This window comes from Streptomyces sp. NPDC086519 (assembly GCF_040686075.1).
In the GTDB taxonomy this organism is placed as follows: domain Bacteria; phylum Actinomycetota; class Actinomycetes; order Streptomycetales; family Streptomycetaceae; genus Streptomyces; species Streptomyces shenzhenensis.
In genome coordinates this window covers 37,331-51,630 of the sequence record NZ_JBFBJL010000064.1, presented here as the reverse complement: position 1 = coordinate 51,630, position 14,300 = coordinate 37,331, and the positions used below count along the sequence as shown (strand labels likewise).

13 protein-coding genes and 3 pseudogenes are annotated in these 14,300 nt (G+C 71.4%); 8 read left to right on the top strand and 8 right to left on the bottom strand.

Annotated elements, in window-relative coordinates; genetic code table 11:
• Positions 1 to 178 precede the first annotated feature (178 nt).
• The 8 genes and pseudogenes from AB0P24_RS38915 (at position 179) to AB0P24_RS38880 (ending at position 5,803) form a co-directional block, all read left to right on the top strand.
• Positions 179 to 904 (top strand): GNAT family N-acetyltransferase, encoded by a 726-nt coding sequence (locus AB0P24_RS38915; protein ID WP_365802543.1) that lies wholly within the window; start codon positions 179 to 181, stop codon positions 902 to 904.
• A 2-nt stretch (positions 905 to 906) separates the two neighbouring features.
• The gene (locus AB0P24_RS38910) at positions 907 to 1,050 is read left to right on the top strand and encodes a putative leader peptide (RefSeq protein ID WP_365802541.1); all 144 of its coding nucleotides are present in this window, start codon (positions 907 to 909) and stop codon (positions 1,048 to 1,050) included.
• Between the two features lie 189 nt (positions 1,051 to 1,239).
• Positions 1,240 to 1,494: pseudogene (locus AB0P24_RS38905) on the top strand (F420-dependent methylene-tetrahydromethanopterin reductase); the annotation flags it as partial.
• Complete coding sequence (locus tag AB0P24_RS38900) at positions 1,491 to 2,582, top strand: LLM class flavin-dependent oxidoreductase (protein WP_365802539.1); 1,092 nt, start codon at positions 1,491 to 1,493, stop codon at positions 2,580 to 2,582. The pseudogene AB0P24_RS38905 and the gene AB0P24_RS38900, both read left to right, overlap by 4 nt.
• Positions 2,575 to 3,720, top strand: coding sequence for an LLM class flavin-dependent oxidoreductase (locus AB0P24_RS38895; protein WP_365802537.1), 1,146 nt, complete (start codon positions 2,575 to 2,577; stop codon positions 3,718 to 3,720). The genes AB0P24_RS38900 and AB0P24_RS38895 overlap by 8 nt, the downstream gene beginning before the upstream one ends.
• A 153-nt stretch (positions 3,721 to 3,873) precedes the next feature.
• Positions 3,874 to 4,428, top strand: a complete 555-nt coding sequence (gene ssuE / locus AB0P24_RS38890) for an NADPH-dependent FMN reductase (RefSeq protein WP_365802535.1) — start codon at positions 3,874 to 3,876, stop codon at positions 4,426 to 4,428.
• Positions 4,379 to 4,573 (top strand): annotated as a pseudogene (locus tag AB0P24_RS38885) (hypothetical protein); the annotation flags it as partial. The gene ssuE and the pseudogene AB0P24_RS38885, both read left to right, overlap by 50 nt.
• A gap of 45 nt (positions 4,574 to 4,618) precedes the next feature.
• Positions 4,619 to 5,803, top strand: coding sequence for an LLM class flavin-dependent oxidoreductase (locus AB0P24_RS38880; RefSeq protein ID WP_365802533.1), 1,185 nt, complete (start codon positions 4,619 to 4,621; stop codon positions 5,801 to 5,803).
• Here AB0P24_RS38880 and AB0P24_RS38875 read toward each other — a convergent pair.
• From AB0P24_RS38875 to AB0P24_RS38840, 8 genes and pseudogenes are all read right to left on the bottom strand, one after another.
• Positions 5,778 to 5,888 (bottom strand): annotated as a pseudogene (locus tag AB0P24_RS38875) (IS5/IS1182 family transposase); the annotation flags it as partial. The gene AB0P24_RS38880 and the pseudogene AB0P24_RS38875 sit on opposite strands and share 26 nt — an antisense overlap.
• A 182-nt stretch (positions 5,889 to 6,070) precedes the next feature.
• Positions 6,071 to 6,544, bottom strand: coding sequence for an aminoglycoside 6'-N-acetyltransferase (aac(6'), locus tag AB0P24_RS38870; RefSeq protein WP_365802531.1), 474 nt, complete (start codon positions 6,542 to 6,544; stop codon positions 6,071 to 6,073).
• Positions 6,480 to 6,944: a transposase gene (locus tag AB0P24_RS38865; protein WP_365802549.1), complete on the bottom strand. Its 465-nt coding sequence runs from the start codon at positions 6,942 to 6,944 to the stop codon at positions 6,480 to 6,482. The genes aac(6') and AB0P24_RS38865 overlap by 65 nt, the downstream gene beginning before the upstream one ends.
• Positions 6,945 to 7,431: 487 nt before the next feature.
• Entirely contained in the window at positions 7,432 to 7,662 is a 231-nt protein-coding gene (locus tag AB0P24_RS38860) for a transposase (protein ID WP_365802529.1), read from the bottom strand.
• Positions 7,663 to 8,116: 454 nt separating this feature from the next.
• Positions 8,117 to 9,172 (bottom strand): hypothetical protein, encoded by a 1,056-nt coding sequence (locus tag AB0P24_RS38855; RefSeq protein ID WP_365802527.1) that lies wholly within the window; start codon positions 9,170 to 9,172, stop codon positions 8,117 to 8,119.
• Complete coding sequence (locus AB0P24_RS38850; RefSeq protein WP_365802525.1) at positions 9,169 to 12,693, bottom strand: hypothetical protein; 3,525 nt, start codon at positions 12,691 to 12,693, stop codon at positions 9,169 to 9,171. Before AB0P24_RS38850 ends, AB0P24_RS38855 begins: the two co-directional genes overlap by 4 nt.
• Positions 12,690 to 13,472, bottom strand: a complete 783-nt coding sequence (locus AB0P24_RS38845; RefSeq protein WP_365802523.1) for a hypothetical protein — start codon at positions 13,470 to 13,472, stop codon at positions 12,690 to 12,692. The genes AB0P24_RS38850 and AB0P24_RS38845 overlap by 4 nt, the downstream gene beginning before the upstream one ends.
• Positions 13,472 to 13,876 carry a hypothetical protein gene (locus AB0P24_RS38840; protein ID WP_365802521.1) on the bottom strand — a complete coding sequence of 135 codons (405 nt, stop codon included), beginning with the start codon at positions 13,874 to 13,876 and terminating at the stop codon, positions 13,472 to 13,474. The genes AB0P24_RS38845 and AB0P24_RS38840 overlap by 1 nt, the downstream gene beginning before the upstream one ends.
• Positions 13,877 to 14,300: the final 424 nt, after the last annotated feature.

Genomic DNA, 14,300 nt, shown 5'->3' with positions numbered 1-14,300 from the left:
GCCGAGTGGCTCAAGGCCTACGACCTCTCCGACGAAGCCGTCGCCAAGTCCGAGGTCAACCCGCCCGGACTGCCCCTCGACAACTCCTGACCACCGCGTGCCGAGGACCCGCCGCCGCCCCGCGGCGCAGTCCCCGCGCGCCGGACATCCCGAGCCGCACACCGGAGACCGCCACACCATGTCCGTCATCGCCCTCGACGCCAGCTCCCCGCACATCCTGGACAACCCCGCCTGGGCCGCGCTCACCGGCCCGCACGCCTCCTTCGCCGAACGCGTCGGCCACGCCGTCCGATACCAGCAGGACGTGGCCCCCTTCCATGCCGTCTCCGACGAGGAGGACCCGCGCGCCTGGGCCGACCTCGCCGCACTCGTCGGCCCCGGCGGCACCGCCTCCGTACGGGGCGTGACCGAGGCACCGGTCGGCTGGGAGGTCGTGCGTACCGGACACGGAGTCCAGCTCGTGGACACCGCCCTGCGCGCGGAGCCCGACCCCGAGGCCGTACGGCTCGGCCCCGACGACGTGCCCGAGATCCTGGACCTGGTCGCCCGCACCGAGCCGGGTCCCTATCTGCCCCGCACCGTCGAGCTGGGCACCTACCTCGGCATCCGCCACCAGGGCCGGCTGATCGCCCTGGCAGGGGAGCGGCTGCACCCGCCCGGCTGGACGGAGATCAGCGCCGTGTGCACCGACCCCGCCCACCGCGGACGGGGCCTGGCCACCCGCCTGGTCCGCGCTGTCGCCGCCGGCATCAAGGAGCGCGGCGAACGCCCCTTCCTGCACGCCGCGGCCACCAACACGAACGCGATACGGCTGTACGAGTCGATCGGGTTCACCCTGCGCCGCCGTACCGTCTTCTCGCTCGTCCGGCACACCGGGGCCGCCGCGCTGGAAGAAACGGCATAGCCGTGCCGTTGTCCTTGTCGAAGGCGCCTGCTTGGACCACTCGGACGGAGGTGCGACACGTGACACGTGTATTCCGCGCCGCCCGCCTCCACTTCCGGCCGCACATCGACCTCCAGCGCGTGGCCGGCGCGCTCTGTTGTTCCTGATCTGCTGTCCCCGCCGCGCCCTTCTCTCCGGCGCGCCCTCGTACGGACCTTCAGGAAGGCACCCTCGTGTCCTCATCTCCCGCTTCCCCCCTGCACCTCGCCGCCGCCCTGGACGGGACCGGCCGGCAACCGGCCTCCTGGCGCGAGCCGGTCGCCCGCCCCCGGGACCTGTTCACCGCCGGGTACTGGAACCGGCACACCTTCGTAGGCGCCCCGGCGACCATCGCCAGGACCATCGACGACTACGTCCAGGCCGACGCCGGCGACGGCTTCATCCTCGTCCCGCACATCACCCCCACCGGCCTCGACGACTTCGCCCACAAGGTCGTCCCGCTTCTTCAGGAACAGGGCGTCTTCCGCACGGAGTACGAGGGCACGACCCTGCGCGACCACCTCGGCCTCGCCCACCCAGACGAGGCGTCCGACGAGCGGGCGGCCTCATGAAGTTCCTCGCCATCACGCTCATTGTGCACCGCCCGGACCCCATCACCGGGGTGCAGAAGTCCACCCAGGACCGGTTCCGCGAGGTCCTCGACAACGCCCTGCTGGCGGAGGAGTTGGGCTTCGACGGCTTCGGCGTGGGGGAGCGCCACGAGCGGCCGTTCATCTCCTCGTCCCCGACCGTCGTACTCAGTCACGTGGCCGCCCTGACCAAGCGGATCCGCCTGTTCACAGCCGTGACCACGCTCAGCCTGCTGGACCCGGTCCGCGCGTACGAGGACTACGCCACCCTCGACCACCTCTCGGGCGGCCGCCTCGACCTGATCATCGGCAAGGGCAACGGCGCCGCCCAGCGCGACCTGTTCCACGTCACGCCCGAGGACCAGTGGGACCGCAACGCCGAGAGCTACGAGGTCTTCCGGAAGGTCTGGCGCCAGGACAAGGTCACCGCCGACACCCGCTTCCGCCCACCGCTGACCGACGCCGAGGTGTGGCCGCGGCCGTACCAGCAGCCGGTCCGGGTCTGGCACGGCAGCGCCACCAGCAAGGAGTCGGTCGACCTCGCCGCCCGCTACGGCGACCCGCTGTTCTCCGCGAACGTCACCAACCCCGTTGAGCCGTATGCCGAGTTGATCCGCTACTACCGTGAGCGCTGGGAGTTCTACGGCCACGACCCGGCCGACATCGCGGTCGGCGCCGGGACGGCTGGCATCTTCGTGGCCCCCACTTCCCAGGAGGCGCTGGCCGCGTACCGGCCGATCTTCGAGTCCAACCTGGCGTTCTTCAAGAAGGCCGGCCTGCCGGTCGTGTTCGAGACCCTGGAGGACTTCGTCGAACGCAGCTCCGCCCTGATCGGCAGCCCGCAACAGGTCATCGACAAGGTGCACCGCTACCACGAACAGTTCGGCCACACGGTGGTGCACCTGCATGCCGACGCGAGCGGGCTGACGGAGTCCCAGCACCGTGACTCCCTCGAACTGTTCCAGTCCGAGGCCGCCCCCGCGCTGCGTCGGGAGATCCCGGATCCGCCTTTCGCCTGGGGCCCTGTGCTTCCGGCAGCATTGATCAACGAGGAGTCCGCCCGTGTCTGACATCGCCCTCGGCGTCCTCGACCTGGCCCCGATCCCGTCCGGCTCGACGGCAGCTGATGCCCTGCGCAATTCCATCGACCTCGCCCAGCAGGCAGAGCGCTTCGGGTATGCCCGCTACTGGTTCGCCGAGCACCATCTCAATCCCGGTGTGGCCGGCACGTCACCGGCCGTCGTCCTGGCGCTGACCGCATCCGCCACCTCCACCATCCGGCTCGGCTCCGGGGCCGTGCAACTCGGGCACCGCACGGCGCTGTCCACCGTGGAGGAGTTCGGCCTGCTCGACGCGCTGCACCCGGGCCGCTTCGATCTGGGCCTGGGCCGCTCGGGCGGCCGCCCGCCGGGACAGCCGGCTGCACCCTTGCCGACGGCGACCCCCGTCGTCGACGGCCGCACCCCGAACGGCCTGCTGATCCCACCCCGCTTCTCCTTCGAGCATCTGCTCGGCTCACCCCGCATCGCGCTGCAACGCAGGCTGCTCTTGCTACCGGGGGCCGAGTCGCAGGACTACGCCGAGCAGATCGACGACATCCTCGCCCTGCTGGCCGGCACCTACCGTTCACCGGAGGGTGTCGAGGCGCACGTCGTGCCGGGGGAGGGCGCCGACGTGGAGGTGTGGATCCTGGGCAGCAGCGGTGGTCAGAGCGCCGAGGTGGCAGGCGGCAACGGTCTGCGGTTCGCGGCCAACTACCACGTCAGCCCGGCCACGGTCCTGGAGGCGGTGGAGGGCTACCGGTCCTTCTTCCAGCCCTCCGAGTTCCTCGACAAGCCGTACGTCAGCGTCTCGGCGGACGTCGTCGTCGCAGAGGACGACGTAACGGCCCGTGAACTCGCCACCGGCTACGGGCCGTGGGTGCGCAGCATCCGTACCGCCGAGGGCGCCATCGAGTTCCCGACGCCGGAGGAAGCGCGCGCCCACACATGGACCGACGAGGACCGGGCCCTCGTCCAGGACCGCCTCGACACCCAGTTCGTCGGCTCGCCGGGCCGGGTCGCCGACCAGTTGGAACAACTGCAGGAGGCCACGGGCGCGGACGAGTTGCTCATCACGACGATCGCTCACGACCACACGGACCGGGTCCGGTCGTACGAACTGCTCGCGGAGGAATGGCGCCGACGGGGGCACTCCTTCCAGCAGTGAAGGCTCGCGCCACCGACGTCGCCCTGGAGATCGGCAACCAGATCTTCGAAGTGACCGGCGCCCGGGCGAACTGCCCGAACCCACCTGGTACTCCTGACCGCCTTCAGAGCGTCTCCCCGGCGGAGGCGCCCTCTTCTCCCCGAAAGAGGACCCATGGCCACTGTCCTGTCCGTCTCCGGCAGCCCTTCCGCCTCCTCCCGCACCAACCGCCTGCTGCGCCAGCTGGACCAGCGACTGACCGCTCAGGGGCACGACGTCGTCCCGCTCGACGTTCGCACCATCGCCGCCGAGGCCCTGCTCGGCGCGGACTTGCGGCATCCGGCGATCGTCGAGGCCACCGAACTGTTCGAGAGGGCCGACGGCGTCGTCGTAGGAACACCCGTCTACAAAGCGGCGTACTCCGGAGTCCTCAAGGCGCTCCTCGACCTGCTCCCGCAGTTCGCACTCACCGGAAAGACGGTCCTCCCTCTCGCCACCGGCGGCTCCACCGCGCATGTCCTCGCCATCGACTACGCCCTGCGTCCAGTCCTCAACTCGATGGGCGCCGCGCACATCGTGCAGGGCTGGTTCACCCTCGACAAGGACATCACCGCCCACGACGACGGCTCGATCACTGTCGCACCGGCCGCCGCCGAGGCCCTCAACCAGGTCGTCGACCATTTCTCGCTGGCGCTGGGCCGTAGTCCGCTCCTGGCCGCGGCGAGCTGAGGCCAGGACCGCACACGTCATCACCGGCGACGCCGAGGCCGTCGCTGTCGCGTCCGCCCTGGCCGACGAGTTCCGGGCGGGTGCCTCGGCCCGCGACGCCGAACGCCGGCTTCCCGGCGAGGAGCTGGACCGGCTCTCCGCCTCGGCGCCGACGAATGTCCCCTGATCACACCCCTGATCGGAGCCCCGCGTGTCCCTCACCTTCCACTGGTTCCTGCCGACCAACGGAGACAGCCGCCACGTCGTCGGCGGCGGCCACGGCACCCCCGCCACCGAGTCCGGGCGCGACCGGCCGCCGACGGTCGCCTACCTCAGCCAGATCGCCCGCGCCGCCGAGGACCTGGGCTTCGTCGGCGCACTCACGCCGACGGGAGCCTGGTGCGAGGACGCGTGGCTGACCACCGCGATGGTCAGCCAGAACACCGAGCGCCTGAAGTTCCTCGTCGCCTTCAGGCCCGGCTTCGTCTCACCGACGCTCGCCGCGCAGATGGCCTCCACCTTCCAGCGGCAGACCGGCGGACGGCTTCTGCTCAACGTCGTCACCGGCGGCGAAAGCCGCGAGCAGCGGGCCTACGGAGACTTCCTCGACAAGGACGCGCGTTACCGCCGTACCGGCGAATTCCTCCAGATCGTACGAGGGTTGTGGGAGGGCAAGACCGTCGATGTGCGCGGCGAGCACCTCCACGTTGAGGACGCGAAGCTCGCACGGGTGCCCGACCCGGTCCCCGAGGTGTACTTCGGGGGCTCCTCGCCGATCGCGGGAGAAGTCGCCGCCAAGCATGTCGACGTCTATCTCACCTGGGGCGAGCCGCCCGCCGCCGTCGCGGAGAAGATCGCCTGGATCCGGGCGCTGGCCGACAAGGAGGGCCGTAGCGTCCGCTTCGGCATCCGCCTGCATGTCATCACCCGCGACACCTCCGAGCAGGCCTGGGCCGAGGCGAACCGGCTCCTGGACGGCTTCGACCCGGAGGCGGTCAAGACCATCCAGGCGGGCCTGGCCCGCAGCGAGTCCGAGGGCCAGCAGCGCATGCTCGCCCTGCACGACGGCGGCAGCCGTGACCGCCTGGAGATCCACCCCAACCTGTGGGCGGGCATCGGCCTGGTGCGCGGTGGCGCGGGCACCGCCCTGGTCGGCAGCCACGATGAGGTCGCCGAGCGGATCAAGGAATACCACGCTCTCGGCATCGAGGAGTTCGTGCTCTCCGGCTATCCCCACCTGGAGGAGGCCTACTGGTTCGGCGAGGGTGTCCTGCCGAAACTTCAGGCGCGGGGCCTGTGGCAGCACCCGTACGGACAGCCGAGTTGGAACGGCCTACGTCGTACAGCTCGGCGAGCGCGGCGTGCGGGAGCTGGGTGCGCAGGTGGACCAGTGTGACCAGCATCCGGTCGGTGAAGACCAGCTCGTGCTTGCGTCCAGCCCCGGCGGCACGCCGACGGTCTCCGCCGCGTCGCTCCCGCATCGCAGACTCCCGTCGCGTCTGCCATGCCGGGGCCAACTCCTCGATCAAACCGTCGAGATGGGCACGTGAGATGCCGGTGAAGGCAGTATGGGACAAGGCCGCACGGGCCCACTTCGTCTGCACGCCCGAAGAACGTGTGCTGCCCGCATCACGTCACGCCCGGTGTACTTGGCGCCGACCGGTCAGATCAACTCCTCGGCAAGCAGATCCATAAGCACTCCGTCCTGCCAGGTGCCAGTCCGGTGGTCGCGCCAGTAGGCCCGCATGATCCCCACAGGCTTGAACCCGACCTTGCCGTAGCTGCGTATCGCCGCGGTGTTGGCCGCGGCGGGATCAATGGTCAGCCGATGATGGCCGCGTTCGTGCACCAGCCACCGGGCCAGAGTGCGTACGGCGTCGGTGCCGAGTCCCTTCCCGTGGTGCCGCGCCGTCAGGAAGATATCGATGCCGGCGTGCCGGAACTCGGGGTCGGCTTCCTCCTCGAACTGGATCGCCCCGATGACCTCGCCCTCGAAGACAACGGCGAGCATGCCCTCGAAGTCGTCCGGGGGCGACCACCACGCCGCGACTTCCGGCTCCCGCAGGATCCTGTCAAGGACCTCCCCATCGCCGACGGCCATCGGCCGCAGTACGACCTTGTCCCCACGTAGCTCCATGCCCCTGAGTATCCCCGGGTGATGGAAGCACGCTCAATAGCCGCCCACGTCGTAAGCTTGACTCTGCCGGGGATCTTGGAGGTGTCGGGGTCAGCTGCCCAGGGCCCGCCAGGACCGCGGCCCGGGGTATCTCGCGCTGGTCGAGGTAGTTCTGGAAGGCAGTCGGCCGACGTGGCGTGGGTGCTTCCTCGGTCGGTGGCAGTCCGCTGAGGCGCTCGATGTTGACGGCGATAGCCGTCAGGACGTGCTGGATATGGGCCTTTCCCTGTCCTCGATGGCGGCAGCGCCGCATGCCGTGCCGGTGGGCGAACTCGTTGACCGTGCCCTCCACTCCGGAGCGGACCGCATAGCGTGCCTTCCACTCGGGTGTCTGCTGCTCGGTGCGGAGGCGGAGTTGCAGGTCGCGGAGTTCTCGTGGGGAAAGCCCACGACGCGGGTGCCTTCACGGGAGGTGGTGCACTGGGCGCGGGCCGGGCAGGGCCGGCACTGGCTCTTGGCGAACCTGGCCGCGATCAGCGGGGTCGCGGTGGGTGAGGAGGCCGGGTAGGGGCCGTGCCAGCCCTGGCTGACCTGACCCTGGGCACAGGTGACCTGCCGACGGTCGTAGTCGATGTGGAAGTCGTCCCGGGCGAAGCCCATGCCTCGGCGGTGTCGGCGGGTGGGGTTGCCCCGGAGTGGCCCAGAGACGGTGACCTGGTGTTCGCGTGCGGCTTGTTCCAGGTGGGGCGGGGAGGTGTGGCCGGCGTCGACCAGGTGCTCGGCGGGCAGCAGACCACGGCGCGGCATGCGGGTGTGGATGCCGGGCAGGACCTGGCTGTCGTGGGTGGTGGCCGCGGTGGTGGCCACATCTGTGATCACGTTGGAGCCGTCGGGAGTACGGGTCTCGGTCAGGTGAGCGGAGAACCCCTTCCAGGGGCGTCCAGTTCCATGGCCATCGCGTACTTGAAGTCGATGCGGCAGCGGACCGCCTCGGCGGCCTGCCGGTCCGACAGGCCGAGCAGGAACTGCAGCACACAGAAGGTGGCCAGGTGGGCGGGCGAGAGGCCCGGACACTCGTCGCGCGGGTACCGGTCGGCGAAGTCCTCGTCGCACCACAGCCCATCGAGGCGGTCGCCCATCAGCGTTCTGCCAGCTCAGCACTTCCCTGAAGAAGAGCTGCACCCCCGCCGATCCGGAGGGGGAGGCCGGGATCGCCGCCGTCTGCTCGGCCCGGCTCCGCCTGATCAGCGCCCACCTCGTCGCCGCGACCAACGAGGAGGGCGCCCCGACGCCGTGCGCAGCGCCCGGACCTTGGCCGTCGGCGCCGCCCCGGCCCCCCAGTCCGCAGTGCAGACGCCGGCCACCGCGTCGGATGCTCCACCAGCCCAGCCGGTGAGGTTCGGGATGCCAGGGAGTGGGGCGGGATCCGGTGGGCCAGCCAGACGCGGGTACGGGCATTGAACCGGTAGAACCTCGCGTGCCGACCGGGTCAGTCGCGGGATGGTGGACGACGATGCCCGGGGGACCGGCTGGTGCGTGCGGCCCGGGAGACACGGGAAGCAGGCCGCCCGCCCCGAGGATCCGTGGTGCGCCTCAGGATGGCAAGGGGACCCAGCGCAGCACGGCTGCCTCGGCGTCGGCGACCCAGAAGCCGTGACGGTGCGCGTCGTACACGAGGTCGGTGAGTTCGCGGGCGCCGGGAACCGGCCAGAGCGTGATCGTGCCGGCCATGGTGATCCGGCCCACGGAGGTGGAGGTGGTGAACCACAGGGCATCGCCGGGGCCGGAGACGAGGCCTCCCAGGTACTTCATTCTCGGGGCCCGGTGGTAGGAAATGGAGCCGCTGGGCGTGATCCGTCCGATGGCGACCCTTTCGCCGAACCAGAGCGCCCCGTCGGGGCCGGGAACGATCCGTCCGACGAAGGGGTCGTCGGTCGGCCAGATCCTGGTGTGCCCGTGGGCGTCCGCGTAGCCGACCTTGCCGCGTTCGTTGCCGATGGGGGAGGAGGTGAACCACAGCCGTTCGCCGGGCCCGAAGGCGAGGCCGGTGATGTGCGGTCCGAACTGGTGCAGCGGGAGGGAAATGTGGGAGGCCGAGAGCTTCGCCGTGATGTGGACCAGCTGCCATCCGTCGGCGGTGGTGGCGCCGTACCAGACCGATCCGTCACTGCCCGCGGTGATGGCGTCGGGCGAGCCGTACACCATGGGGAGATCGTGGAAGAGACTGACCTTCCCGTCCGGGGTGATGCGGCCGATGTCGAGCGGGCAGCTGAACCAGACGGAGCCGTCGGAGGCGATCGTGAGGTGACTGGGGTCGAGGGAAGGAGCGTGCAAGGGGTCGGTGAGGCGGTGCTGGGTGACGCGGCCGCTCGGGCTGATCGAGGCGAGGAAGCCGAGGGAGCTTTCCGCGACCCAGAGCGTGCCGTCCGGTGCCATGGCGAGTTGGCCGGGCCAGGAGTTCCCGGGCAGTTCGATCGTCCGCGGTGGGCGTGCCGTCGAGCTGGTGGCACTGGTCTCGGGGGCGGCCGTGTCATGTGCGCCGGTGCATCCGGCGAGAGTGAGCGTGAGGGCGAGCAGACCTGCGAGGACACGAGTCGCGCAGCGCACGGGCCTCGGCTGGTAGGGGGGCGGGGTGCGGGGTCGGTTCATCCCGGACAACGCAGGTTCGAAGGGGCGTCGGGGTCAACGTATTGCTTCCACAGGCCGGGGGTGAGATCCCAGCCGATCGATGAACAGACGGCACGCGTCAGGGACTTCGCGTCGAGGCTCCAGACGATCAGGGTGCCCACGTCGCCGGTGACGTCTCCGTAGGACTCGGTCGCGGTGACCAGTTCGGTGCCGTCGGCCGAGAAGGCCAGGGCGGTCGACTCGGACTTGCTGCCGGGCGGCAGTGCGAGGGTGCCCAGGGTGTGCCCGGAAGAGAGGTCGATCAGATGGACGCTGTCGTCGTCCGCCTTCTCGGCGACGAGGTCTTTGCCGACGATCGGTCCCACGCTCGTGTGGGGGGCGCCTTCGAGCCGGTCCAGGCGCCGGTCTCCGGACGCGGTCCACACCTCCAGGTCACCGTTGTCCCGCTGGACGAGCAGGTGCTGACCCGAGAAGGCGACGCCCGCGGGTGTGTTGCCCGGAAGCCGCCGGGAGCGGCCCGTGGCGGTATCGGTCACGATCACCCTTCCGTCCGGGCTGCCGATGGTGCCCGGGTCGATCAAGGCCGCGTGGGCGCCCTGTGCGTCCAGGGCCGCCCACCCTTGCGCGGGCTGGATGGAGATCCCCCCATCGGGGGCCATGTCCCGGGGGCCGTCCACCTGGCGCAGTACCTTGCCGGTCGTCGCGTCCCGGAAGCGGATGGTGCCGGAGTCATCGATCTCGGCCACCTGCCGACCGTCCGGCAGGTACTGCAACAGTGCGGCGGGATCGGAGCGTCGGAGTGGGTCCGGCACCGGCTGCCAGGTGCCGCCGACCCGGAAGTTCCGCGCGGGGGAGAGGATCGCGGCGCCTCCGTTCTCGGCGGACACCACGATGACCCCTCTGCCCTCGCGCTGCCACAGCGTGGCGGCGTAGCCCTGGTCGCCGAGCGGCGATCCGTTTCCGGAGGAATACGTCCGGCCGGGGCCGGGCGGGTCGAGCCCCGGCAGCGTGAGCGTCGTCCCGAAGCCGTCGATGAGCGCCCCGGAGCGGCCGTCGGGGGAGAGGGTGAGCTGTGGCCCGCCGCAGGCGTTGCACGACAGGGGGAGGGTGACGGGTGTCGCCTTGGCGATCCGGGAGTACTGCGTTAGGTCCCACAGGCTCAGCATGTCGCCGGAGGCCGAGAGCAGCTGTGTGCTGTCGTCGCCGAGGAAGGCGAGCGCACCGCGCGTCACCGTCCCCGCCCCGGGAAGCTCGAGGGGTGCGGCGGGCTGGCCGGACGCGGCGGTCCGCGACACGTAGATGCTGCTGCCCACGGCCTCGGCGGCCCAGGTTCCCCCGCTGCTCAGCGCCAGCTCGGTCGCCGGGTGACCGATCTGGGTCTGCGCAGACAGCGGGGGCTTGTCGATGTCCGGTGTGCCCTTGGACGGCCAGACGGGGAGGGTCGCGGAGCCGTTGGTGTAAGTGAAGTGGCTGCCGTCCGGGGCGAGCGCGGACGCCTGGTTGTGGACTCCGAAGCCGAGAGTGCTGCCTGCGGTGCGGGCGAGAGCTGGCAGGGAGACCCGTTCCCAGGAGCCGTAGCCACTCTCGAAGGAGACCAGGCTCGTGTCGGTGGAGAAGGCGAGGGCACTGGGGTCCGCTGCCAGGCGGAGGGCGAGGTGGCGGGTGCTCCCGGTGGTCGTGTCCAGCACCCAGAGGGTGGGCGGGGCGCCGAACATGTCCGTCGTGGTGGTGACGGCGGTGAAGCGTCCCGACGGCGACACCGCCACCGTCGTCGGACGCTGCCCGGCGGGGATGCGTAAGGCAGTGACCGGCCGGGCGCCCGACCAGATCCGGAGCGTGTCGTGGTCGATCGCGGCGACCGTGCGACCACTGTCGTCGGCCGCGACGGAGACGACGGATCTGGGTAGCCGGCCCAGCCGCTTCGCCCGGTCGGCCCTCGACCCGGTCAGCGTCCATTGCTGTACGTCGCCCTGTTTGGTTCCGGCGAGTGCGACATGCCCGTCCCCCGAACTCGCCAGCGCGGAGACCGGCCCGCTTGCCTGCACGCTGCCCGCCAGATGCGGGCTGGCGGTGACGGCCTGGAAGAGCGCGGTCCCGGTCAGCGAGTCGGGGTGGTAGCGGTACGCCTGCACCGCGAACAGCTCGGCGAGTCCGACATCGCTGCCCAGCAGACTCTGGGACACCTCGGCGAGCCGGTGCGCGGTGGTCAACCGCCGTGTGGCCGCCGCGCCCTGCTGCTCCACCACCGCACCGGTCGTCGCGGCCGAGACCACCAGGGCGAGGACGACGGCCAGCCTGCCGGTGCGATATCTGCGGGCGTACCGGTCGGCCTGCCGCAAGGTCGCCGCGAAACGCACGTCGCCGGGTTCGGGAGCTTTGACGACATCGAGCCGGTTCGCCTCGGGTGCCACCAGCCGCAGCCTCATGCGGCGCGCGGCCAGCAACTTGGCGTCCATGTCGCTGACCTGGAGGAGGCGCTCACCGTCGAGTGCGCCGGTCACCGCGGTCCGCGGCCGCAGCCCGTGGAAGACATCGCGCAGCCAGGTCCGGCCGGGCCGGCCCGACGGCGGACGCCGCAGGAGATCACGCAGGCCGAGCGCAAACGCCGCGCCCAGGGAGGGGCCCTCCACCTGTACGGGAGGCAGTGGCCCGTCGGACAGCATCAGGCGCCACAGCACACACCGCCCCTCACGCCGGGCGCCGGCCGCCCGCCACGCCTGCCCCAGCGAGGCCGCGAACTGCCCGTTCGGGCTGCGCACGCCCGCCATCGCCCGGGGATCGGGGTACAACCCGGCGGGACCGGGCGGGAATTCTCTCAGTTCCAGCACCCCTGTGACGCCGTCCGTCCCGGCCGCCCCACCTGCCGCCGATCGCCCGAACACCACCGGCACACTGACCACGCCCCGCCTGCGCGGCCCCACCCCGGCCATCAGTAGCGCACCGATCACCAGCACGCCCGCCGGTCCGGCCCGTCGGCCCTCCCCGGCCGTCGGCTCGGCAGCGGACCAGGCCTGGATCCGCTCGACGACGGCTTGCAGCTTGCCCGCGACGCCAGCCGACAGATGCGCAAGCCCCTTTCCGGAAAGCTGTGCCGGCCCGCGAGCGGCTTCCGCCGAGATCAGCCCGCTGCGCTCCCACGCCTCGGCCAGCCGCCTGAGCGCCCCGCTCCCGTCGCCGCTGTCGGGCGCGGCCAAGGCCTCAGCGAGCAACCAGGCATGGTCGGCCGCCGTCACGTCGTCCGTCCCACGGTCGGGCACGGTGGAGTCGAGCCAGGCCAGCAGCTCCGTACCGCGCGGGCCGGACAGCCAGGACGGATCGTTGCGGGCCGCTTCGCCGCAGCACTGCCACCACAACTGCCGTGCACCGAGCAGCTCCTGAACGGCGGCCTGAGGGCTTGCGGCGCCTTCGAGTACGTCGTCGAGCGCCGTCCGCCACGCGAGCAGGCCCGGCCCGGCGTCCGGCCGGCGCAGCCGGAACCGCGAGGGCCGCGACGGCGCGCGGTCATCGGGTTCCCGGACCGGGTCCTGCGGGCCGGGCCTCATGACAGCTCGCCGTCGATGATCGCGCGCAGATCGTCCCCGACGAGCTCCCTCACCTGCCGCCAGGCGTCGCGGGTCGCCTGGTTGAGCGCTGCCCGGACCGACGCGGCCACCGTCGCGGCGTCCCAGGCGGTCGTGAGCGTCACCGGAGCCGGTGCCCGCGCCGACCACTGCGGCGACGCCGAGCCGAAGGTGAAGCCCGGCAGCCGGACCAGCGAGGCGGCGGGCCCGACCCGCCCCCGGACCACGGGCACCAGCAGCGTCTGCTCGCCGCCCGCTGCCACGTACCGGACACCGGCCACGAGCGGACCGGCGGTTTCGCCGCCGCGCAGGACCACCTCCAGGCGGTACTCGGGCGTGACGCCTGCCTCGGCGCGCAGGAAAAAGACGGCCCCGCCATCCGGCGACGAAGCCTCCAGGAGCACCGCGTCACCGCCCGCGGCGGTCAGACCACCGGCCTCCCCGAGTGCAGGCAGTTCGAACCATCCGTCGTCGAGCCGCCCCAGCCCGAACGGACCGCCCCCGCGCCCCTCGACGTGCACCTTGGGGTCCCATTTCACCCGGGCCTGCCCCACGATCGGGAGTAGACGGTAGACCGGCGCCTTGGACCCCCGCCGCAGCCGGTGGGACGCGGGAGGCAGGTCGACGCCGATGAACGACGCCCACAACCGCTGCCCCACGGTGTATCCGCGGCGTGCGCGTCCCACGGCACCCGCGCGGGCCGGCTGCGGCCGGCCGACGAACGAGCTCCAGCTGCGCCGGGCGAGCGAACCCGTGCTCATCAAGCCCTCCCCCCGCGGGCCGGCATGCCTTCCGGAGGAGAGGGCGTCGCGGCGCCCGGGCCCCCGTCGGGGCCGCCCTGCAAAGCCTCGGCCGTCGTGGTCGCCCTGCCCATCTGAGCAAGGAGGGCCGGCGCGGAGGCTCCCACGGTCACGGCCGCGTACACACCGGTGATCTCGTCATGAAGCAGCCAGGCGGCCGCGCCACCCAGAGCCAACCGGAAGAGCGCGGCGAGCGAGTCCGCGAGAGGATCGATGAATTCCTCGATCCGAGGTAATCGCCGCACCGCCGATCTCGCCCTATGCCGCGCCTGCTGCCAGGCATGCAGCCGCCCGAACGTGACCACCGCTTCGACGATCAGGCCGCCTCCCGCGCCGCACGCGGTGGCCTCGACCCACGTCAGCATGGACCCCCCGTTCCTCGCGGAAACCGACCCTCATCGGTTTCTACCCACTGACTCGCGAGGACGACACCGTAGCGTCACGGCGCACGGGAAAGTACGGAACTCACCGGATCCACACGCCCTTCGCGGAAGGGGAAGAAGTGGCCGGGCCAGCCACCGACGGCGTCGAACGCATCGCGAGCGCCGACGCCGTTTGGGTCTCCATGCGCGGCAGCTGCCTGACGAGCCCAGGTAGGCCGAGGACGCCACCGACGGCAGAGCCACAGAGCCAAGCTCGGGCTCCCAGTGCCGTCATTTCTCGCATTTCAGGGTCCCCGGCCCGCGGTGTCATCCCCGCGTCGTCCGGCGGCAGTTGGGCCGCGACCGCCCCGAACAACGCGCCGAAAAAAAGTCCCCGAATCCGTGAGGGGTTTCCGTCAATTCCTGC

What these genes read in the sequence shown, in the direction of transcription:
- AB0P24_RS38900 (WP_365802539.1), top strand. Translation starts at nt 1,491, where the DNA reads ATGAAGTTCCTCGCCATCACGCTCATTGTGCACCGCCCGGACCCCATC.
- AB0P24_RS38850 (WP_365802525.1), bottom strand. Translation starts at nt 12,693, where the DNA reads ATGAGGCCCGGCCCGCAGGACCCGGTCCGGGAACCCGATGACCGCGCG.
- ssuE (WP_365802535.1), top strand. Translation starts at nt 3,874, where the DNA reads ATGGCCACTGTCCTGTCCGTCTCCGGCAGCCCTTCCGCCTCCTCCCGC.
- AB0P24_RS38855 (WP_365802527.1), bottom strand. Translation starts at nt 9,172, where the DNA reads ATGAACCGACCCCGCACCCCGCCCCCCTACCAGCCGAGGCCCGTGCGC.
- AB0P24_RS38915 (WP_365802543.1), top strand. Translation starts at nt 179, where the DNA reads ATGTCCGTCATCGCCCTCGACGCCAGCTCCCCGCACATCCTGGACAAC.
- AB0P24_RS38845 (WP_365802523.1), bottom strand. Translation starts at nt 13,472, where the DNA reads ATGAGCACGGGTTCGCTCGCCCGGCGCAGCTGGAGCTCGTTCGTCGGC.
- AB0P24_RS38840 (WP_365802521.1), bottom strand. Translation starts at nt 13,876, where the DNA reads ATGCTGACGTGGGTCGAGGCCACCGCGTGCGGCGCGGGAGGCGGCCTG.
- AB0P24_RS38860 (WP_365802529.1), bottom strand. Translation starts at nt 7,662, where the DNA reads ATGGGCGACCGCCTCGATGGGCTGTGGTGCGACGAGGACTTCGCCGAC.